At 37.5% G+C, this 21,021-nt stretch carries 21 protein-coding genes; all 21 read left to right on the top strand.

From position 1 onward, the window contains the following. Nucleotides 1-50: 50 nt before the first annotated feature. The 21 genes from ACFQIC_RS04760 (at nt 51) to ACFQIC_RS04660 (ending at nt 21,013) form a co-directional block, all read left to right on the top strand. Nucleotides 51-968, top strand: coding sequence for a polysaccharide deacetylase family protein (locus ACFQIC_RS04760; RefSeq protein ID WP_390216968.1), 918 nt, complete (start codon nt 51-53; stop codon nt 966-968). A 15-nt stretch (nt 969-983) separates the two neighbouring features. Next, nucleotides 984-1,205: a YlmC/YmxH family sporulation protein gene (locus tag ACFQIC_RS04755; RefSeq protein WP_204707774.1), complete on the top strand. Its 222-nt coding sequence runs from the start codon at nt 984-986 to the stop codon at nt 1,203-1,205. Nucleotides 1,206-1,338: 133 nt separating this feature from the next. Further along, nucleotides 1,339-2,232, top strand: a complete 894-nt coding sequence (gene dpaA, locus ACFQIC_RS04750; protein WP_204707773.1) for a dipicolinic acid synthetase subunit A — start codon at nt 1,339-1,341, stop codon at nt 2,230-2,232. Beyond that, the gene (locus ACFQIC_RS04745; protein WP_204707772.1) at nt 2,232-2,828 is read left to right on the top strand and encodes a dipicolinate synthase subunit B; all 597 of its coding nucleotides are present in this window, start codon (nt 2,232-2,234) and stop codon (nt 2,826-2,828) included. The genes dpaA and ACFQIC_RS04745 overlap by 1 nt, the downstream gene beginning before the upstream one ends. A gap of 97 nt (nt 2,829-2,925) precedes the next feature. Beyond that, complete coding sequence (gene asd / locus ACFQIC_RS04740; protein WP_204707771.1) at nt 2,926-3,972, top strand: aspartate-semialdehyde dehydrogenase; 1,047 nt, start codon at nt 2,926-2,928, stop codon at nt 3,970-3,972. A 23-nt stretch (nt 3,973-3,995) separates the two neighbouring features. Next, nucleotides 3,996-5,216 (top strand): aspartate kinase, encoded by a 1,221-nt coding sequence (gene dapG, locus ACFQIC_RS04735; protein WP_204707770.1) that lies wholly within the window; start codon nt 3,996-3,998, stop codon nt 5,214-5,216. 15 nt (nt 5,217-5,231) lie between these two features. Then, nucleotides 5,232-6,101: a 4-hydroxy-tetrahydrodipicolinate synthase gene (gene dapA / locus ACFQIC_RS04730; protein WP_390216967.1), complete on the top strand. Its 870-nt coding sequence runs from the start codon at nt 5,232-5,234 to the stop codon at nt 6,099-6,101. A gap of 90 nt (nt 6,102-6,191) precedes the next feature. Then, nucleotides 6,192-6,923, top strand: coding sequence for a ClpP family protease (locus ACFQIC_RS04725; RefSeq protein ID WP_204707769.1), 732 nt, complete (start codon nt 6,192-6,194; stop codon nt 6,921-6,923). Next, nucleotides 6,920-7,126 carry a YlzJ-like family protein gene (locus tag ACFQIC_RS04720; RefSeq protein WP_204707768.1) on the top strand — a complete coding sequence of 69 codons (207 nt, stop codon included), beginning with the start codon at nt 6,920-6,922 and terminating at the stop codon, nt 7,124-7,126. Before ACFQIC_RS04725 ends, ACFQIC_RS04720 begins: the two co-directional genes overlap by 4 nt. Nucleotides 7,127-7,235: 109 nt before the next feature. Then, the gene (locus ACFQIC_RS04715) at nt 7,236-9,518 is read left to right on the top strand and encodes an FtsK/SpoIIIE family DNA translocase (protein ID WP_204707767.1); all 2,283 of its coding nucleotides are present in this window, start codon (nt 7,236-7,238) and stop codon (nt 9,516-9,518) included. A gap of 205 nt (nt 9,519-9,723) precedes the next feature. Continuing rightward, nucleotides 9,724-10,449: a GntR family transcriptional regulator gene (locus ACFQIC_RS04710; protein ID WP_204707766.1), complete on the top strand. Its 726-nt coding sequence runs from the start codon at nt 9,724-9,726 to the stop codon at nt 10,447-10,449. Between the two features lie 115 nt (nt 10,450-10,564). Further along, complete coding sequence (locus ACFQIC_RS04705) at nt 10,565-11,686, top strand: BMP family lipoprotein (protein ID WP_204707765.1); 1,122 nt, start codon at nt 10,565-10,567, stop codon at nt 11,684-11,686. A gap of 156 nt (nt 11,687-11,842) precedes the next feature. Next, a complete protein-coding gene (locus tag ACFQIC_RS04700) occupies nt 11,843-13,369 on the top strand; it encodes an ABC transporter ATP-binding protein (RefSeq protein WP_204707764.1) in 1,527 nt (508 codons plus the stop codon). After that, a complete protein-coding gene (locus ACFQIC_RS04695; protein ID WP_204707763.1) occupies nt 13,369-14,415 on the top strand; it encodes an ABC transporter permease in 1,047 nt (348 codons plus the stop codon). The genes ACFQIC_RS04700 and ACFQIC_RS04695 overlap by 1 nt, the downstream gene beginning before the upstream one ends. Next, entirely contained in the window at nt 14,416-15,375 is a 960-nt protein-coding gene (locus ACFQIC_RS04690; RefSeq protein WP_204707762.1) for an ABC transporter permease, read from the top strand. 142 nt (nt 15,376-15,517) lie between these two features. After that, on the top strand, nt 15,518-16,804 hold the full coding sequence (gene yfmF, locus ACFQIC_RS04685; protein WP_204707761.1) for an EF-P 5-aminopentanol modification-associated protein YfmF: 1,287 nt from the start codon (nt 15,518-15,520) through the stop codon (nt 16,802-16,804). Beyond that, complete coding sequence (yfmH, locus tag ACFQIC_RS04680; protein ID WP_204707760.1) at nt 16,804-18,096, top strand: EF-P 5-aminopentanol modification-associated protein YfmH; 1,293 nt, start codon at nt 16,804-16,806, stop codon at nt 18,094-18,096. The genes yfmF and yfmH overlap by 1 nt, the downstream gene beginning before the upstream one ends. Beyond that, entirely contained in the window at nt 18,089-18,808 is a 720-nt protein-coding gene (gene ymfI / locus ACFQIC_RS04675) for an elongation factor P 5-aminopentanone reductase (protein WP_204707759.1), read from the top strand. Before yfmH ends, ymfI begins: the two co-directional genes overlap by 8 nt. Nucleotides 18,809-18,879: 71 nt before the next feature. Then, nucleotides 18,880-19,140 (top strand): DUF3243 domain-containing protein, encoded by a 261-nt coding sequence (locus ACFQIC_RS04670; protein WP_204707758.1) that lies wholly within the window; start codon nt 18,880-18,882, stop codon nt 19,138-19,140. 157 nt (nt 19,141-19,297) lie between these two features. Next, nucleotides 19,298-20,086 carry a DUF3388 domain-containing protein gene (locus tag ACFQIC_RS04665; RefSeq protein ID WP_204707757.1) on the top strand — a complete coding sequence of 263 codons (789 nt, stop codon included), beginning with the start codon at nt 19,298-19,300 and terminating at the stop codon, nt 20,084-20,086. A gap of 18 nt (nt 20,087-20,104) precedes the next feature. After that, entirely contained in the window at nt 20,105-21,013 is a 909-nt protein-coding gene (locus tag ACFQIC_RS04660) for a helix-turn-helix domain-containing protein (RefSeq protein WP_204707756.1), read from the top strand. The last annotated feature ends 8 nt before the right edge of the window (nt 21,014-21,021 follow it).

The raw sequence follows: 21,021 nt of genomic DNA, 5'->3' as shown, positions 1-21,021 counted from the left end.
ATTCTATGGTCGTCCTAAATTGCATACACTCTTCATAAGGGGTGAATGTGATGTCGATGCAAGTCATTATTAAATTAATAGCAACTATGTTATTAGTTGTCATCTTTATTTCGGTGCAAAATAATGAAGCGATATTGCCTACGGCTAAAACGTCTTCTTTGTATGAAGAAATTGAAGCTAAACAAAAACAATATTATATTGCCCCACAAGATGCAAGAATTGATAAAGTATGGAAAAAAACTCCTGGTTTAAATGGCAGAAAAATAAATGTAGAGAAATCTTATCAAAATATGAAAAAATCAAATAAGTTTAATGAAAAAGATTTAGTTTTTGATAAAATCCCGCCAAAGGTATCTCTGCAAGATTTGCCATCTTCCCCGATCTATAGAGGGAACGAACACAAACAAAAGGTCACCTTCCTAATTAATGTGTCCTGGGGCGAAGAATTTGTTCCTCAAATACTCGAGATTCTAGATAAACATCACATTAAAGCGAATTTCTTCATAGACGGCGCATTTGTTCAGAATAATAAACAGCATGTGCAGATGATTGAAGAAGCTCAACATGTGATTGGAAGCCATGGCTATAATCATCCCGATTTTAGTAAAATGGATAGAAATACTGCTAAAGAGAATCTAGAGAAAGCGAATAGTATACTCCAAGCGTTTACCGAAGAAGATATTCGTTTATTTGCTCCTCCTGCTGGAAGCTTTTCTAGTCAAACAGTTGAGGCTGCTGACTCCCTTGATATGGAAACTATTTTATGGTCTGTGGATACCATTGATTGGAAAAACCCTACACAAGAAGTGCTTATACAAAGGGTATTAGCAAGGTTGCATAATGGAGCAACGATCTTAATGCACCCGACTGAAAGTACATCCTCCAGTCTGGATCAGCTAATTGTACTTATTAAAAATGAGGGCTATCAAATTGTTGACTTCCCGCAATTAATTAATGAGAATCGGTGAAAGGGTGACTTGTCTTTGAGGCTCAAACAATTAGCTTTAAAAGAAGTGATTGATGTAAAAGAAGGTAAGAAATTAGGAGTTCTCGGTCAAGCTGATTTAAAAATTGATCCATCTAGTGGACAAATTCTGTCTTTAATTATTTTGAACAGAGGTTTATTTCAAACTAAATCTGAAACAGTGATCGACTGGCGTTATGTACAATTAATAGGTGAAGATACTATACTAATTAATAAATGAGCTGTGACTTTGAGTCACAGCTTTTTTTATGCTTTCATAAGCTGTTTAGAGTGGGAATATTTGAACACACTTAAGTGTTCATTTTGCATACGATACAAGGAGATGAAACCTAATAAAAAGGAGACTTTCCGGCATGTTAACTGGATTTCATGTTGCCGTTATAGGGGGCGATGCCCGACAGATAGAAATCATTAGAAGATTACATGAATGGGATGCACACGTTTATTTAGCCGGATTTGACCAACTAAATGGCAGTTTTACGGAGTGTATTGATTTAGACTTTGATGGTCCACAAGTACAACAATTAGATGCCATTATACTTCCTATCGCTGGAACAGATGACCATGGAGGCGTAGACGGTATATTCACTAACCGTACCATAAATTTAAGAATTGAATGGCTAAAGAAAACGCCAAAACATTGTCAAATTTACTCAGGAATTGCTAACAAGGTACTGCAGAACATGGCTAAAGAAGCGGATAGAGAACTTATACCGTTAATGGATCGAGATGATGTTGCTATATATAATTCTATACCGACTGTTGAAGGTACGATTATGATGGCAATTCAACATACTGATTTTACGATTCATGGATCGAATGTAATTATTTTAGGCTTAGGAAGAGTGGGAATGAGTTTAGCTCGGACATTTGATCAGCTTGGAGCAAACGTTACAGTAGGTGTACGTACATCTGGAGGAGTTGCTAGAGTGCATGAAATGGGGCTAAAAGCAATGGATATGAGGCAGATGGATATTTATGATATGAACTGCGATTACCTATTAAACACCGTTCCTGCTCCAGTCGTTGACGCTTCTGTAATAAAAAAATTACCTCAGCATGCGCTTATTTTAGATTTAGCTTCAAAACCTGGGGGAACAGATTTTCGCTATTCTGAAAAGCGCGGAATAAAAGCAATTTTAGTTCCAGGATTACCTGGAATTGTTGCACCTAAAACCGCAGGTAAGATTGTAGCTAATGTCATTTGTAAACAGCTACAAGAAATAAATCGAAAGGCGGATGAATAATGGTAAATTTAAAAGGTAAGACAATTGGTTTTGGACTAACGGGATCACACTGCACATATCACGAAGTATTTCCAGTGTTACAAAGGTTAAAAGACTTAGGAGCGACTATCGTACCAGTACTTTCTTATACTGTACAAAAGACGGATTCTCGATTTGGAGAAGCAGCAGAACATGTTAAAACGATTGAAAAAATTACGGGGGAACCAATGATTATGACCATTCCAGACGCTGAGCCTCTTGGACCTAAACGACCTCTGGACTGTATGGTTATTGCACCAATGACAGGAAATTCTACGAGTAAGTTTGCCAACGCATTAACAGATTCACCTGTACTAATGGCCGCAAAAGCAACCTTAAGAAATGAAAAACCTGTAGTTCTCGCTATATCGACAAATGATGCATTAGGATTAAACGGGATAAACGTCATGAAATTAATGGCGACCAAAAATATCTATTTTGTTCCTTTTGGTCAGGACCATCCATTTAAAAAGCCAAATTCACTTGTTTCAGATATGTCACTTATACCAGAAACGATTGAATCAGCCATCGAGGGAAAACAAAAACAGCCTGTATTAATCGAAAGATATCAAGCATAAATCTACTTTTTGATACCAGCTTCTACTTTAAATATGGTAAAATACGAAATAGTGAGTGCGATTATTATTCATTATTTATCAGAGAGGGGATATCTTTATGACACAAACAAACCATTATAACATAGCCGTAGTAGGTGCTACAGGAGCTGTCGGACAGAAAATGCTTGAAACTTTAGAGGATCGTAAATTTCCGATTAATGAGCTGAAGTTGCTTTCTTCTAGCCGTTCAGCAGGCACAAAAATGATATTTAAAGGAACAGAATATACACTAGAAGAGGCTACTCCTGAAAGCTTTGAAAATATTGATATTGCTCTTTTTTCAGCCGGTGGATCTATTTCACAGAAACTGGCCCCTGAAGCTGTGAAAAGAGGAGCACTTGTCATTGATAATACTAGTGCATATCGGATGGATGAAAAGGTTCCACTTGTCGTTCCAGAGGTGAATGAAGCAGATATTAAAGATCATAATGGCATAATCGCCAATCCTAATTGTTCAACGATTCAAATGGTAGCAGCTCTTGAACCAATTAGACAAAAATTAGGCTTAAGCCGTGTGATTGTTTCTACTTACCAGGCCGTTTCAGGGGCTGGAAACGAAGCAGCTGATGAATTGCGTCAGCAGTCACAATCATTTTTAAATGGAGAAGAACTAGAGGCTAATATAATGCCTGTCGGTGGTGATGAAAAGCACTATCCTATTGCTTTTAATGCTCTTCCTCAAATCGATAAATTCCAAGAGAATGGGTACACTTTTGAAGAAATGAAAATGATTAATGAAACCAAAAAAATCATGCATAGTCCTAGTCTTCAAGTAGCGGCAACTTGTGTACGTTTACCAATTTTCACATCTCATGCCGAGAGTGTTTACGTTGAAGTAGATCAAGCAGGGGTAACTGTCGATCAATTGAAAACACTAATAGGAGAAGCTGAAGGCGTGTTACTTGAAGATGATCCTACTACACAAACGTACCCTACGCCTCTTAGTGCTGCAGGAAAGCGTGACGTATTTGTAGGACGTATTCGTAAAGATCTTGATCAAGAAAATGGTTTCCACCTTTGGGTAGTTTCCGATAATTTACTAAAAGGGGCTGCCTGGAATTCTGTTCAAATCGCTGAGCGGGTAATTGCTAATCAGTGGTTGTAAAATAGAATAATGGAGGTGGCAGCATGAAATTACTTGTACAAAAATTTGGAGGAACTTCTGTACGTGATCTGGAAGGCAGAACTCGTGCAATTTCTCATATTCAATCAGCTATAAATGAGGGGTATAAGGTTGTTGTTACTGTCTCAGCCATGGGACGTAAGGGGGATCCATATGCTACAGATACGTTATTAGATCTGGTTCAATTTCCTTCAACGAAAATATCTGATCGAGAACAAGATATGTTAATGTCGTGTGGCGAAACGATTTCTTCTGTAGTTTTTGCTCATGAACTTAATGAATCTGGAGTACCTGCCACTAGTTTTTCTGGGTCAGCGGCTGGTTTTTTAACCAATGATGACTTCACACGAGCAAAAATATTACGTATGGATCCAAGCCGTATACTTTCAGAATTACAAACGAATGATGTAGTCGTTGTAGCCGGATTTCAAGGTAAAACGGAGTTAGGAGATACAACAACAATTGGTCGAGGTGGCAGTGATACAAGTGCTGCTGCTCTTGGTGCTGCTTTAAAAGCGGAATACATTGATATTTTTACTGATGTAGATGGAATTATGACGGCTGATCCACGTATTGTAGAATCGGCTCGAGCTCTGAATGCTGTTACGTACAATGAAATTTGTAATCTTGCTTACCAAGGAGCAAAAGTGATTCACCCTAGGGCTGTTGAAATTGCTATGCATGCGAAAGTTCCTATGCGAGTAAGATCAACTTATTCGGATGATCCAGGTACTTTGGTGTCTGCTTCTATCGAAGGAGAGGCAGGAAATGATGTACCAGATCGACTAGTTACTGGAATTGCTCATATGGCTGGGCTCTCACAAATTAAAGTGCAGTCCAAAGAAGATCCATCAAAACTACAATCAGAAGTTTTTAAATCCATGGCCGAAGCAAACATCTCTGTCGACTTTATTAATATTTCACCAAGTGGTGTAAGCTATACAATAGACAGTATTTACACACAAAAAGCTGTAGGCATTCTTGAAAAACTTGGCTATGATCCAGAAGTTAAAGAAGGATGTGCAAAGGTCTCCACAGTAGGTGCAGGCATTACAGGGGTGCCAGGTGTGACTGCAAAAATTGTTCAAACACTGATTGAGGGTGGGGTTCAAATTTTACAATCAGCTGATTCCCATACAACGATTTGGGTGCTTATTAAAGATGAGGACTTAGTTCAAGCAGTCAATGCTCTACATGATATTTTTCATTTGAATGGAGAACAATGAAAGGGGATTTAGGTCGTGGATTTTGGAAAAGTATTAACTGCTATGGTTACACCATTTGAAAACCATGGCAATATTGACCTGAATAAAGTCTCCACACTTGTGGAGTATCTTATAGGTCATGGTTCAGATGGTTTAGTCATTGGAGGAACAACAGGAGAATCACCGACATTAACCTCGGAAGAAAAGATAGCACTCTTTAAGCATGTTGTTAGAATTGTTAATGGTCGTATCCCTGTGATTGCAGGCACAGGGAGTAATAATACACAAAGTTCCATTGAGCTATCTAAAAAAGCAGAGAAAATTGGCGTGGACGCCATAATGCTTGTAACCCCTTATTATAATAAGCCAAATCAGCGTGGTTTGTATGAACACTTTAAAGCCATTGCAGATACTGTTGAGTTACCCGTTATGCTTTATAATATTCCTGGTCGATCGGCTGTGCGGATCGACGTGGATACTGTTGTGCAATTATCAAAAGTGAAAAATATTGTTTCTGTAAAAGAAGCTACTGGTGACTTAGACGGTATGGCTAAAATTATCGAACAAACAGATGATTCATTTTCACTTTATAGTGGAGATGACAATTTAACATTGCCTATCTACGCAATTGGAGGTAATGGGGTTATTTCTGTATCTGCCCACGTCATTGGTAGGGAACTTCAAGAGATGCTTCGTTTATATGATGATGGAAAAGGAAAAGAAGCAGCCAAACTGCATCGTCAATTGATTCCACTAATAAACGGTATGTTTTGTGCACCTTCTCCAACTCCGATCAAAACAGCATTACAGATGAAAGGTCTAGATACCGGTGGTGTTCGTTTACCTCTTGTTCCTTTAACTTCTGAGCAACGGCACCATATTCAAACATTATTAGATGGTTTGTAAAAAAACAGCAAAGGTCCTTTGCTGTTTTTTTGTATGAATCTTTAATTCTGCCTCATACTACAAATAAAGTAGGAAAGGGGCACAATTAAGATGAAAAATGACTCACCACAAAATGAACCATCTAAAGATACATCGAAAGAAAAGTCATCTCTCGTTGATAAAATCCAGGAATTGGGTCAATCTAATGTTCCTCAACCAGGAGATTCTAATATTCATGTCTTACCTATTATTGGTCAAGTAGAAGGACATGTTCAATTACCAGCTCAAAATAAAACAACTAAATATGAGCATTTAATTCCTCAATTAATTGCAATTGAACAAAACCCTAAAATTGAAGGGTTGGTCGTTTTATTAAATACGGTAGGGGGAGATGTTGAGGCAGGCCTAGCGATCTCAGAGATGATTACTTCCTTATCTAAACCTTCCGTCTCGATTGTTTTAGGTGGAGGGCACTCCATCGGTGTTCCCATTGCAGTAGCTTCTAATTATTCTTTTATTGCACAGACGGCAACCATGACTATTCATCCGATCCGATTAACAGGTTTAGTAATTGGGGTTCCTCAAACCTTTGAATACATGGATAAAATGCAAGATCGTGTCATAAATTTTGTTACGAGGCACTCAAACATTGACGAGGACAAATTTAAAGAATTGATGTTTGATAAAGGAAACTTATCTCGAGATATTGGAACAAACGTGATTGGACAGCAAGCGGTGGATTGCGGGTTGATCGATGCAGTAGGCGGAGTGAAAGAAGCTATGAGTAAATTGAATGAGTTAATAGAAGAAAATAAAGGAAATGAACAGCAGGTGATCCAATGACTTTATATACTCCTCTTAGTGAGTATGATATATTTCCTCAGAACGAAGGAGAAAAACCGATCGTGTACGAATCTCACAATCATAGACAATTCAAATGTTTAGATCACGGAAATGGGAAAAAACAAATCGTTCAATTGGTATCAACAGATCCAAAGGATTATTTAGATCCAACTTTGCAACCAGGACAATGGCTGGGCTACTAACGAGTCTGTCCCTATGCTATAATAGAATTAGTTATGCTTTAGGATGTCGCTTTGCTTTTAACAGCAATCGACATCCTATTCTTTTCAAGATAGCAAGGGGGTGCAATTAATGGGAAAAAAGAAAAAAACTAAGTCTAAATCTAGTAAAAAAAATGCAGCATTAAAACAACATGTAAAATATGAATTGATTGGGCTTCTTTTTATATTTATTGCTGTCTTCGGAAGTGGTGCTTCTATGATTAGCGAAGGAGCCATTCCAGGTGGACTGGAACGTGTTTGGCAAGTATTATTTGGTGTATGGTACTTTATAGCTTCTCTCTTTTTCTTAATCGTGGGTATCTATTTAATGATCAAAAGGCAATGGCCTAACTTTTTACATAAACGTCTGATTGGAATTTACATTATGTTTATTGCTTTATTACTTTTTACTCATGTGCAAACATTGGCAGAAGACTTACAAAATAATGAAGGTGGAGTCTTTGGGCTGACTTGGGACCGTTTAACGAGCATGATGAAAGGGGAAATATCAGCAGCTAGTATTGGTGGTGGAGTAACAGGAGCTTTTCTTCTACTTATAACTTATTATTTATTTTCTGCTACTGGGTCTGTTATATTTTCTATCTTTTTACTTATTGTCGGTTGGTTAGTTATGACAGAACGCTCGATTGGTGACATCCTTACTTATATTGGTGATAAACTTAAGGCTGGTATGATCAATATCAAAGAAAAAAAGAAACAATCTAAGACTAAAGCAGATAATTCTGCAAATGAACAAGAGGTAAAGGAAATTCCTATCTTAGAATCAGAGGTCGAGAGCAATCAAGCTACTGCCAATGAAGAGGAATATGAACCAATTATTCAAGACTTTACTGAACAAGCTTATCAACAAACTGTTTCGTCCGACGAAATAGAACAAACAAATCAACAGGAGCAAAGCTTGGATAAAACGATGAATACAGCCGAATTAGAAAATCCGGATTATAAGCTTCCAGGTCTAGATTTGTTGGATGAACCAGCTTCAACTCCACAAAGTCAAGGACGCTCTCATATACAAGCAACGGTTAAAAAATTAGAGAGAACGTTTCAAAGTTTCGGTGTTAAAGCTAAAATTACGAAAGTTCACGTAGGTCCTTCGGTAACAAAGTATGAAGTGTATCCCGATGTCGGAGTTAAAGTTAGTAAAATAGTAAACTTAAATGATGACTTAGCTCTAGCATTAGCAGCAAAGGATATTCGTATTGAAGCACCTATTCCAGGGAAATCAGCTGTAGGGATAGAAGTACCAAATACAGAAGTATCGATGGTCTCATTAAGAGAAGTTCTCGAACAAGGCAAAGCTCATCCAGATGCAAAATTGAGCTTCGCTTTAGGACGAGATATTTCCGGGGAAGCTGTAATGGCTGAATTAAATAAAATGCCCCACTTACTCGTTGCAGGTGCCACAGGAAGCGGAAAAAGTGTTTGTATCAATGGAATCATTACCAGTGTGCTCATGAGAGCTAAGCCTCATGAAGTGAAAATGATGATGATTGATCCTAAAAAAGTAGAGTTAAATGTCTATAATGGAATTCCTCACTTATTAGCACCTGTGGTAACAGATCCTAAGAAAGCATCTCGTGCCCTGATGAAAGTAGTTTCAGAGATGGATCGCCGTTACGATTTATTTTCAGATTCTGGTACGAGAAATATTGAAGGATATAATGAATATATTAAGAGACATAATCGGGAGCAAGAAGACGATCAACCGTTTTTACCATACATCATTGTTCTTGTTGATGAGCTTGCCGATTTAATGATGGTCGCTTCAAATGATGTAGAAGATGCAATTACTCGACTGGCTCAAATGGCAAGAGCAGCAGGAATCCATTTAATTATTGCGACCCAACGTCCATCAGTAGATGTTATTACAGGAGTAATCAAAGCGAATATCCCGTCAAGAATCGCTTTTAGTGTTTCTTCACAAACTGACTCTCGGACTATTTTAGATACAGGTGGTGCTGAAAAATTATTAGGCCGAGGTGATATGTTATTTACTCCAGTTGGTATGAATAAACCGACACGTGTCCAAGGGGCTTTTCTTTCAGATGATGAAGTTGAACGTATTGTTAATTTCTGCGTTGAACAGCAAAAAGCCCAATATCAGGAAGAAATGATCCCTGATGAAGAAAGTGAAGTGAAAAAGGAAGTGGATGATGACCTCTACCCTGAGGCGGTTCAAATGGTTATGGAAATGCAGAGTGCTAGTGTTTCAATGATTCAAAGAAGGTTCAGAGTAGGATATACACGTGCTGCCAGGCTAATAGATGCAATGGAAGATAACGGAGTGGTAGGACCTTATGAAGGAAGTAAACCTAGAACGGTACTTATTTCCCAAGTAGCGGAAGAAAGTTAAACTGACGCAGAAATAGCGTCAGTTTTTTATATAAATTTATTAAATACAAGATATAAACTTAAGAAATATGTGCAAAATTCAATTAAAATGTCCTAATTCCATTTATTTATTCTTTTAAAAGTGTTATATTGTTCACCAATATGATGTGTCGAATGTCAGATGTCAGATCTCTTACCTATAGGCTAATAGACTTGGAGTGAACGTTATGTCGATAAAACAAGATACTCGCCATTTGTACTTACAAGTGATCGAGCAGATTAAACGAGATATAGAAACGGGCATTTACTTAGAAAAAGAAAAGTTACCCTCCGAATTTCAGCTTTCAAAGTCTTTAGGTGTTTCAAGAGCCACTCTAAGAGAAGCTCTCCGAATCCTAGAGGAAGAGAATGTTGTAACTCGAAGACATGGTGTAGGTACATTTGTAAATCCTAAACCTGTATTCACGTCTGGTATTGAAGAGTTGGATAGCGTGACAGGCATGATCAGTAAATCAGGTATGATACCTGGATCTCAATATTTATCTGCCGAACTCATTGAACCTACCGAAGATGAACGCGAGCGCTTCTCACCCATTGAACTACATGAACTTGCAAAAGTTGAACGTGTAAGGACTGCTGACAATCAACCTGTAGTTTATTGCAAGGACCGAATTCCAGAAGGATTGATCCCACTAGATCAAGTTCGAGAAGCAGACTCTTTGTTTGGAATAATAGAACGGTATACTGGCAAATCCATTAGTTATGCTGTAACTGATATTGAACCGATAGGGTATCACGAAAAGATTTCTCCCATTTTAAATTGTGAACCAGACCAATCATTATTACTTCTTAAACAAATGCATTATACAAAAGATGATGAACCTGTACTTTTATCCTCTAATTACTTTCGTGCGGACAAGTTTAGCTTTCACGTATTAAGAAAACGAGTGTAAGGACGGATTGCTCTTTTGAACTTTAAGGAGGTGAGACTGGCTGGAAAGGAAAAGTCCAAAAAATTTTAGATGTTTTAATTTTTTTAATACTTAACAAATTTAGGGGGTTATCGTTTTGAAAAATCGTCGTTTTCTTATGATTTTAGCACTTCTGCTTTCTATTGGTTTTGTTTTAGCTGCTTGTGGTTCTTCGGATGAAGGAACAGGTGGAGATAGTGAGGAAGATTCAGCTGAAGGTGGAGAAGAAACTGAAGGAGAAGCTGGTGATGACTTCTCAGCCGCTATGGTTACAGATGTAGGTGGAGTAGATGATAAATCATTTAACCAGTCATCATGGGAAGGTTTGCAAGCGTTTGGTGAAGAAAACGGACTTGAAGAGGGCGAAGGGTTTGATTACGCGCAGTCTGATAGTGAAGGTGACTATAACACAAATATAAGTCGCCTTGTTCGCCAAGATTATAATCTTATTTTTGGAATTGGATATTTACTACAGCCAGCTCTTGAAAAAGTAGCTGCACAAAATCCTGACACAAATTTCGGGCTAGTAGACTCTGTAGCTGAAGGTGATAACATAGTGAGTATTACTTTTAAAGAGCATGAAGGGTCTTTCCTTGCAGGGGTTGCAGCTGCTTTGAAAACTGAAGCTGACACCGTTGGATTTGTCGGTGGGGAAGATGGAGATTTAATTAATAAATTTGAAGCTGGTTATGTAGCTGGAGTAAAATCTGTAGATCCAGATATGGAAGTTGACGTTCAGTATGCAGAAAGTTTTGCAGCAGCTGATAAAGGGAAATTGATTGCTTCCAATATGTACAACAGTGGTATTGAAGTGATCTATCATGCTGCTGGTGCAACTGGTAATGGAGTTTTTGCTCAAGCCAAAGACTTGAAACAAGGTAATCCAGATGAAAATGTATGGGTGATTGGTGTGGACCGTGACCAATACGAAGAAGGACAAATTGGGGACGATAATGTCACTTTAACATCTATGGTTAAACGAGTAGACGTTGCGGTTAATGAAGTGTCTACTTTAGCTATGGAAGGTAACTTCCCAGCTGGAGAAGTCATGGAGTATGGTTTAGACGATGATGCAATAAGTATTGCTAAAACAAATGAAGAAGCAATGACTGAGGAAATTGTTACAGCTGTTGACGAGTGGAAAGAAAAAATCTCTAATGGTGACGTCGCTGTTCCTAGTACTCATGAAGAACTAGAAGAATACGAAAGTTCACTATAAATCTAAATCTATGCATGATATAGGGCTAGCTTAGTCTAGCCCTATATATCTATGAAAATCATCAAATGAAGAGATGACTCCGGACCTCTTCATTTGATGATTTTTTAGGGAAATATTAAGAGATTAAGTACCTTTATGAAGGGATGTATGGGATAAATGGACTACGTTATCGAGATGCTCAATATCCGAAAAGAATTTCCAGGTATTGTAGCCAATAACAACATTAATCTTCAAGTTGAAAAAGGAGAGATTCATGCACTGTTAGGAGAAAATGGTGCAGGGAAATCTACTTTGATGAACGTTCTATTTGGTCTTTATCAGCCGGAAGATGGTGAAATAAAGGTTCGTGGTGAAAAAGCAAAAATAACGGATCCTAATGTAGCGAACAGATTAGGAATTGGAATGGTGCACCAGCACTTTATGTTAGTTGACACATTTACTGTCACGGAAAACATTGTATTAGGCAGTGAACCGCGTAAAGGTGTAAAAGTTGACATTAAAAGGGCTGAACAAGAAGTGTTAGATCTTTCCCGAAAATACGGGTTAAATGTGGATCCAAAAGCTAAAATTAGAGATATTACAGTAGGTATGCAGCAACGTGTTGAAATATTAAAGACTCTTTATCGAGGGGCAGATATACTAATTTTTGATGAACCAACAGCTGTGTTAACACCACAGGAAATTAAAGAGCTTATTACGATTATGGAAAATCTAGTAAAAGAAGACAAATCGATTATTTTAATTACACATAAATTAAAAGAAATAATGGAAGTATGTGATCGTTGTACAGTGATTCGTAAAGGTGAAGGGGTCGGCACGGTAAAGGTAAGCGAAACAAATCCCAACGATCTTGCTTCTTTAATGGTGGGTCGTGAAGTGAACTTTAAAACTGAGAAAAAGACTGCCAATCCGCAAGAAACCTATTTATCTATTAAGGATTTATATGTGAAAGATGTTAGAAATGTTCATATGGTCAAAGGTTTAAATCTGGAGGTCAGGGCTGGAGAAATTCTTGGTATCGCTGGAATCGATGGTAATGGTCAGACTGAACTTATTGAGGCTATTACAGGTTTAAGAAAAACAGAATCCGGCACGATCAGCTTACATGATAAAGTGATTTCTAACTTATCTACGAGAAAAGTAACTGAATCTGGAATTTCTCATATTCCTCAAGATCGTCACAAATTTGGATTAGTTCTGGATTTTCCAATCGCAGATAATATGGTTTTACAAACCTATTATCAAAAACCATTTTCAAATAAAGGCGTGATGAACTTTAAGCGGGTTTATGAGAAAGCAAAATCCTTGATTGAAGAATATGATGTACGTACTCCTAATGAATTAACGAAGGCTCGTGCTCTTTCAGGAGGAAATCAGCAGAAAGCGATCATAGGAAGAGAAATAGACCGATCACCTGACTTAATTGTTGCCGCCCAACCAACTCGTGGTTTGGATGTTGGAGCGATAGAATTTATTCACGAAAAACTAATTGAAGAGAGAGATAAAGGTCGAGCCGTTTTACTCCTTTCTTTTGAATTAGACGAAATAATAAACGTAAGTGATCGGATTGCTGTTATGTTCGATGGTCAAATTAGTGCTGAGCTTCAACCTGAAGATACGAACGAACAAGAACTCGGTCTGTTAATGGCGGGGAATTCGAATAAGAAAGAAGGTGTTGAGTAATGTTTTCAAATCGCATGATCAACATTTTGATACCGGTCATTTCAGTTATTTTAGGATTAATTTCAGGTGCAGTTATTATGCTTGTATTTGGATACAATCCGATTGCAGGATATGGAGCTCTATGGAATGGTGCATTCGGCGATAGTTACTTTTTCGGGGAAACTATACGGATGGTTACGCCTTATATTCTTTCGGGATTAGCAGTTGCTTTCGCCCTACGTACAGGGCTATTAAACATTGGTGTGGAAGGACAAGTTTTTGTCGGTTGGCTTGCATCCGTTTGGGTAGGTGTAGCGTTTGATCTACCGATGATTATTCATCTTCCGCTTTCGATTCTTGCTGCAGCCGCTGCTGGTGCATTCTGGGGATTTATCCCTGGAATTTTAAAAGCTAAATTAGGTGTTCATGAAGTTATTGTAACGATCATGATGAACTACATAGCTCTTTATTCAACGAATGCTATCGTCCGCCATGTTATAACTGATGATGAGGATCAAACCGAACGAATTGCAGAATCCGCTTCTTTAGCATCAACATGGATTGCTGAAATGACTTTTTACTCTCGTATGCACTATGGAATTTTAATCGCTCTTCTTATGGCTTTCTTCATGTGGTTCATATTGAATAAAACAACTAGAGGATTTGAGCTTCGGTCTGTGGGGTACAACCCTTTTGCCTCTAATTATGCAGGGATGAGTGTAGGAAAGAATATCGTTCTAGCCATGGTTATTTCCGGTGCATTTGCTGGACTGGCTGGTGCAATGGAAGGACTTGGTACATATGGATATTTTGCTACCAAATCCGGATTTACGAATATCGGTTTCGAAGGTATTGCTGTGGCTCTTCTCGGAGCAAATGCTGCCATTGGAGTTGTTTTAGCTGCATTCCTATTTGGTACTTTAAAAATTGGCGCATTAAACATGCCGACAGTTGCTGGTGTTCCTACAGAGTTGGTTGAGATTGTGATTGCACTCATTATTTTCTTCGTGGCCTCAAGCTACATGATTCGCTGGTTTATCCTGCGGTTTATAAGGGAGGGGAAATAAATGAACTTTTTAGAAATCTTACAATCAATTATACCGCAAGCACTATTTTTTGCGGCGCCTCTTATTTTTACAGCGTTAGGTGGAGTGTTCAGTGAGCGCTCAGGAATCATTAACATCGGACTTGAAGGCTTAATGATCATGGGAGCATTTGTTGGGGTTGTATTTAATCTTACCTTTGCCGATGTATTTGGTACCTGGACCCCTTGGATATCTATATTTGTAGCTATGATTGTTTCGGCTTTATTTGCATTAACACATGCTATCGCTTCTATTACATTTAGGGCTGACCAAGTGGTTAGCGGAGTTGCGGTCAACTTCTTAGCTCTAGGAATTGGTTTGTTCCTAACGAAGCAGTGGTATGATAAAGGTCAGACAGACATGATTAGTCGACCATTTTATACGAAGGATATTTGGCTGCTAAGCGATATCCCTATTATTGGTAAAATGTTTTTTTCAAATATGTATCTTACTTCTTACTTAGCTATCATTTTGGCAGTTGTTGTTTGGTTCGTGTTGTTTAAAACTTCCTTTGGACTTCGCTTGAGATCGGTAGGAGAACACCCGATGGCGGCGGATACAAATGGAATTAACGTTTATGGAATGCGTTATGCAGCTGTTATGTTATCTGGTGCATTAGGTGGCTTAGGTGGCTCTGTGTTTGCTTTAACGATTGCTATGAACTTTTCTCAATCAACCATCGTAGGGCAAGGGTTTATGGCTTTAGCAGCCGTGATTTTTGGTAAATGGCATCCATTAGGTGCATTAGGGGCGGCGATCTTCTTTGGTTTTGCTCAAAGTTTAAGTGTGGTAGGTTCAAGTTTTCCGCTCTTAGAAGACGTTCCTCAAGTGTTTTTACTAATTGCGCCATATGTATTGACAATTCTTGCTCTTGCTGGCTTTATTGGAAGAGCAGAGGCTCCTAAATCTCTTGGTGAGGCTTATGTAAAAGGAAACCGTTAATTAAGGTCAAAAGTCCGGTGCATATTGTGCCGGGCTTTATTTTTTTACTTTTTCACTTTTATAACGTAGCATAATAATTAGTCTTGAATGGATGAATAAAAGTGAATAGGTGCATAATAAATATCAAAAGAGGAGGATGAAAATGAAAATTTCTAAAGAAAAAGTATATGATAAGAATGGATACAGATTACATATTTTACCGAGTAAAAAGTATAAGACCGTATCAATCGTTGCCAAGTTAAAATCGCCGTTAAAAAGAGAGGGAATTACGGAACGGGCTTTGATTTCTCATGTATTACAAAAAGCAACGCAAAAACATCCAGATGTAAGATCTTTACAATCTGCCCTTGAAAACTTATATGGAACGGGTTTATCAAGTGATGGAACAAAAAAAGGTGAAAATCACGTCCTTTCTTTTCGTATGGAAGTTGTAAATGAAACTTATTTAACAAACCAAGAACCTATTCTAGAGCAAGCATTACAAATTTTTAGTGATGTATTATTTGATCCCAAAGTTGATCAGGATTCATTTGATGAATCGATTGTCAATCGCGAGAAGCAGACACTGGAACAAAAAATAACTTCCATAAAAGATGATAAAATGAGTTATGCTAACATGAGGTTAATTGACCATATGTGTGAGAGTGAACCTTATGCTCTTCACGTTCATGGATATTTAGAGGATTTTAAGGATATTACCGCAAAAACCTTATATGATTATTACCGTTCAATGATTAATCGTGATTTGCTGGATGTTTACATTATCGGAGATATTGATGAGTCAGAAATGGAACATCTGGCAGATCAATATTTCTCACGACCATCTAGTGATAATAGTGATGACCATCAAGTTTCAGAGCCTTCAACGAAACGTGAAGTTAATGAAATTGTAGAACGAGAGGAAGTCAATCAAGGAAAACTCCATATTGGTTATAGAACTAACATTAAATTTGGAGAATCTGACTATTTCGCGTTACAAGTATTTAATGGCTTGTTCGGCGGCTTTCCAAGTTCAAAATTGTTTATGAACGTTCGTGAAAAGCATAGTTTGGCTTATTATGCTGCGTCGAGATTTGAAAGTCATAAGGGGCTGTTGCTTGTATTTAGCGGTGTAGACCCTAAGGATTATAAGCAAGCCAAAACAATAATTTTAGAGCAAATGGATGCAATGGAATCCGGGGACTTCACTTTAGATCAAGTAGAAGAATCGAAAGAACAAGTGATTAATCAGTTGCAAGAAACGATGGACAATGCCAATGGACTAATTGAAGTCTTTTATCATCAGATGCTTTCAGGCAAAGAAATGCCTGCCGCAGATATTATGGATAATATTCGTAAAGTAACAAAAGAAGACGTTATTAATGTTGCTAATAAAATTGAGTTAGATACGATTTACTTTTTAACTAGTCAAGAGGGAGGGGAAGAGTAATGGAAGAACTCGTATATGAACAGTTAAATGAATCCGTTTATCGTGAAACAATGGACAACGGTTTACAAGTATTCTTGCTATCGAAGCCTGAAATGGCAAAAACCTTTGGCATCTTCACAACGAATTATGGTTCAATAGATCAAACATTCACTCCAATTGGAAAAAATGAAGAAGTTACCGTACCTGAAGGGATTGCTCACTTCTTAGAGCATAAGTTGTTTGAAAAAGAAGATCGCGATGTGTTTCAAGACTTCACCAAACTAGGGGCATCGGCCAATGCTTTCACTTCATTCACAAAAACGGCTTACCTCTTTACAGCAACGAGTCAAATTGAGAAGAACGTAGAAACATTACTGGACTTTGTTCAAGATCCGTACTTTTCAAAGGAATCGGTAGATAAAGAAAAAGGTATCATTGCTCAGGAAATTCGTATGTATGATGACCAGCCAGACTGGAGATCATTCTTTGGAACCATTCAAAGTATGTATGAGAAACACCCTGTCAAAGTTGATATCGCCGGGACCGTTGATTCTATTCAAGAAATTACAAAAGATGATCTGTATACGTGTTATGAAACGTTTTACCATCCTTCTAATATGGTATTATTCGTAGCCGGCAATATTAAACCTGAAGAAATGATGGACCAAATTCGTACGAACCAAACGAAGAAAGAATTTAAAGAAATTCCAGATATTCAACGTTCTTATCCAGAAGAGTCTAAAGCGGTAGCTAAAGCAGAAGATTCTATTACGATGCCAGTAACGACAGCCAAAGCAATGGTTGGAGTGAAAGAAGATGTTTCTTCATTAAAAGGAGAAGACTTACTTTGCGCAGAATTATTATCAGGAATGATTTTGGACTTCTATTTTTCCAAAAGTGGTGCATTTTACGAGGAACTTTATCAAGCGGATCTTATTGATGATAGTTTTCAATTTGAAACAGAGCTCGACCGTCAATTTGGGTTTACAATTCTAGGCGGGGATTCTAGAAAACCTGATGAATTGGCTAAAAGACTAAAAGAAATGCTTCATTCATTAAAAGAGCAGAAAATATCTGAAGAAGATTTTTCCAGAATGAAGCGGAAAAAAATTGGTCAATTTATGAGAGCGTTAAATTCTCTAGAGTTTATTGCTAATCAATTCACACATTATCATACGCTTGGCGTCGATTTATTTGACGTACTTCCAGTTATTGAATCTTTAACTACCTCAGATGTTGATCAATATGTTGAGCATTGGATTAAAGAGGAAAGAATTTCAGTGTTCCAAGTTAAACCACAGACAAATGAATAAGCGTTGTTTAATTATTGGTGGTAGTGGTGATATTGGTTCTAGGATAGTTGAAAAAGTGGCAGCATCTAACATAGATGTTGCTGTTCACTATCGTACCAATAAAGATAAAAACTCAGATATCCAGGCTAATATACCTCAAAGTCGTTGGCTTGGCTCTTACTATGGAGACCTATCTTCTGAGGAAGGGATTGAAGAATTTATAGATTCCATGCCTAAAGATTGGGATATGCTAGTGTTTGCTCCTGGAAATCATTCCACTCAACTTTTTCAAGATATAACATCTGAACAAATGGATGAATATTATTTCATTCATGTTAAAGCAATGTGGATGATTACTCGAGCATTGTTACCGACCATGATTCAAAATAAACAGGGGAAAATCGTAGTTGTCTCCTCGTTATGGGGAGAAGAAGGTGCCAGCATGGAAGTATTGTATAGTACGGTTAAGGGAGCCCAAATTAGTTTTGTAAAGGCACTAGCTAAAGAAGTAGCCCCAAGTGGTATACGAGTCAATGCTGTCACTCCTGGTTTTATTTCTACAAAAATGAATCACCAGTTGTCTTCAGGGGAAACAAATAGTATATTCGAAGAAATTCCATTAGGAAGAGCTGGTACAAGTGAAGAAGTAGCAAATGGAGTGGCGTTTTTATTAGGAGATCAATCCAGTTATATCACAGGACATATTTTGCGGATAAACGGCGGCTGGTTTTAAGGAATGTTTGTATAATTATTATGATTTTGCCTCATACTAAAGATGAAAAATCATCTGAGGAGGTATACGTAATGTCTGTACTTGATAATTTTGAATCGTGGAAAGATTTTTTAGGTGATCGTTTGCACCAGGCAGAAGGCCAAGGGATGAATCAGAAGGCTGTCTCTGAAATAGCTACTGAAATTGGTGGTTACTTAGCTACAGAAGTAGAAGCAAAAAATGATCAAGAAGCCGTTTTAAGAGAATTATGGAATGTGGCTGATACCGAGGAACAACATGCAATTGCTAATATGATGGTAAAACTTGTACAAAATGAAGGAACACAATCATAATAGTAAATTAAACCGTGCAGGGTACATCCCTGTACGGTTTTTTTACTAAATCTGTTTGTAGCCTTTCTTATTAGGGTAAAATCATTTATGATATAAAAAGAGAGAGTTAATCTAAATTTTTCTGTAAAATTCGACATTTTTCCAGAGGAGATGGATTATGGAGAAAAAAGAATGGTATTTAGAATATGAGATTCAATACAATCGCCCAGGACTCCTAGGAGATATTTCTTCATTACTTGGAATGATGGCTATAAATATTGTTACAATTAACGGTGTGGAAAATTCGCACAGAGGCATGCTTTTGCTTTGTAAAAGTGAAGACCAAATCATTAGACTGCGTTCTATTTTAAATACGATGGATACGATTAAAATCACTAAGTTGCGCAAACCTAAATTAAGAGATCGATTAGCTGTGAGGCATGGTCGTTACATACATAGAGATATTGATGATAAAAAAACGTTTCGTTTTAATCGTGAAGATTTAGGATTGTTAGTAGATTTTATGGCTGAAATATTTATGAAAGAAGGACATAAGTTAATTGGAATTCGTGGAATGCCACGAGTTGGGAAGACTGAGTCTGTCGTAGCTTCAAGCGTGTGTGCCAATAAAAAATGGTTATTTGTTTCAAGTACCTTATTAAAGCAGACGGTTAGAAGTCAATTAATCGAAGAGGAATATAACGAAGATAACTTGTATATTATAGATGGAATTGTTTCCGCCCGAAGAGCCAGTGAAAAGCATTGGCAGTTAGTTCGGGAAATTATGCGGCTTCCGGTTACGAAAGTCATTGAGCATCCTGATATTTTCGTTCAAGAAACCGAATATAAACTAGGTGATTTTGACTATATTATCGAACTTAGAAATAACGAAGATGAAGTAATTACTTATGAAACAATCGAAAGAGAAGCGAAATCAAATGATGGTTTCTCAATGTTTGATTTTTAGATAATGGATGGTGTTAGTATGGAGATAGGTTCACGCCTAAAAGAGGCTAGAGAAGCAAAACAATTATCATTAGACGAGGTACAGAGCACGACGAAAATACAAAAGCGATACCTCCAGGCTATTGAAAATAATGAATTTAGCGTATTACCAGGTAAATTTTATACCCGAGCTTTTATTAGGGAATACTCTTCAGCAGTAGGATTAGACCCTGAACAAATAATGCAAGAGCATGAAAATGAGCTGCCTTCAAATAAAGAAGAACCGATAGTCAATTATAGTCGTGTACAAAAGTCTAAAAGTGACAGTAGTTCAAAAAAAGGTGGAGGTTTTTCAAAAGTTTTTCCTACTGTGATAACCATTGTACTTATTATAGGTTTGCTCTTTGTCGTCTGGTATTTTATAACGCAAAATTCTAATCCTGAAAGTAATAACAATATGAATGAAGAAGAAAGTAGCCAGGACCAAGTAAATGTCACCGAACCTTCGGATGATGAAGAAGAGAACCAAACAAATTCATCTGAGGAGGAAACAGAACCAAGTGTTGACGATTCAGACGAGAACAGTCGTGAAGAAGAAACGGGCAGTGAAGAATCGGAAGAGCTTGAAGCTTCACTAGAAGAAACTGGTACAGGTGATTTTCCAGAACATGTATATGAAGTCACTGGAGCGGATGAAAGAGAGTTAACGATTGAAATCAACGGTGAAAGCTATCTTGCAGTAAATGCTCCTGAAGGTGGAGAAAGCCTCGCGGAAGGACTATATACTGCGGAAGATGAAGATATTATTGTTGATATTAGCAAGTTTGATGAAGTTTATATCCGTACAGGTTCTGTACCCGGTATTACGGTGAAGCTGAATGGAGAAGAAATTGAGTTTCCAACTGATAACTTAACACAAAAATTATCGATAAGATTTAATTCACTGTAAAAGAGGCT

The sequence above is a fragment of the Halobacillus seohaensis genome (genome assembly GCF_042663045.1).
Taxonomy (GTDB): domain Bacteria; phylum Bacillota; class Bacilli; order Bacillales; family Halobacillaceae; genus Halobacillus_A; species Halobacillus_A seohaensis.
This window is presented reverse-complemented; position numbering and strand designations above follow the sequence as displayed.

What these genes read in the sequence shown, in the direction of transcription:
- ACFQIC_RS04760 (WP_390216968.1), top strand. Translation starts at nt 51, where the DNA reads ATGTCGATGCAAGTCATTATTAAATTAATAGCAACTATGTTATTAGTT.
- dpaA (WP_204707773.1), top strand. Translation starts at nt 1,339, where the DNA reads ATGTTAACTGGATTTCATGTTGCCGTTATAGGGGGCGATGCCCGACAG.
- ACFQIC_RS04745 (WP_204707772.1), top strand. Translation starts at nt 2,232, where the DNA reads ATGGTAAATTTAAAAGGTAAGACAATTGGTTTTGGACTAACGGGATCA.
- asd (WP_204707771.1), top strand. Translation starts at nt 2,926, where the DNA reads ATGACACAAACAAACCATTATAACATAGCCGTAGTAGGTGCTACAGGA.
- dapG (WP_204707770.1), top strand. Translation starts at nt 3,996, where the DNA reads ATGAAATTACTTGTACAAAAATTTGGAGGAACTTCTGTACGTGATCTG.
- ACFQIC_RS04725 (WP_204707769.1), top strand. Translation starts at nt 6,192, where the DNA reads ATGAAAAATGACTCACCACAAAATGAACCATCTAAAGATACATCGAAA.
- ACFQIC_RS04720 (WP_204707768.1), top strand. Translation starts at nt 6,920, where the DNA reads ATGACTTTATATACTCCTCTTAGTGAGTATGATATATTTCCTCAGAAC.
- ACFQIC_RS04715 (WP_204707767.1), top strand. Translation starts at nt 7,236, where the DNA reads ATGGGAAAAAAGAAAAAAACTAAGTCTAAATCTAGTAAAAAAAATGCA.
- ACFQIC_RS04710 (WP_204707766.1), top strand. Translation starts at nt 9,724, where the DNA reads ATGTCGATAAAACAAGATACTCGCCATTTGTACTTACAAGTGATCGAG.
- ACFQIC_RS04700 (WP_204707764.1), top strand. Translation starts at nt 11,843, where the DNA reads ATGGACTACGTTATCGAGATGCTCAATATCCGAAAAGAATTTCCAGGT.
- ACFQIC_RS04695 (WP_204707763.1), top strand. Translation starts at nt 13,369, where the DNA reads ATGTTTTCAAATCGCATGATCAACATTTTGATACCGGTCATTTCAGTT.
- ACFQIC_RS04690 (WP_204707762.1), top strand. Translation starts at nt 14,416, where the DNA reads ATGAACTTTTTAGAAATCTTACAATCAATTATACCGCAAGCACTATTT.
- yfmF (WP_204707761.1), top strand. Translation starts at nt 15,518, where the DNA reads ATGAAAATTTCTAAAGAAAAAGTATATGATAAGAATGGATACAGATTA.
- yfmH (WP_204707760.1), top strand. Translation starts at nt 16,804, where the DNA reads ATGGAAGAACTCGTATATGAACAGTTAAATGAATCCGTTTATCGTGAA.
- ymfI (WP_204707759.1), top strand. Translation starts at nt 18,089, where the DNA reads ATGAATAAGCGTTGTTTAATTATTGGTGGTAGTGGTGATATTGGTTCT.
- ACFQIC_RS04670 (WP_204707758.1), top strand. Translation starts at nt 18,880, where the DNA reads ATGTCTGTACTTGATAATTTTGAATCGTGGAAAGATTTTTTAGGTGAT.
- ACFQIC_RS04665 (WP_204707757.1), top strand. Translation starts at nt 19,298, where the DNA reads ATGGAGAAAAAAGAATGGTATTTAGAATATGAGATTCAATACAATCGC.
- ACFQIC_RS04660 (WP_204707756.1), top strand. Translation starts at nt 20,105, where the DNA reads ATGGAGATAGGTTCACGCCTAAAAGAGGCTAGAGAAGCAAAACAATTA.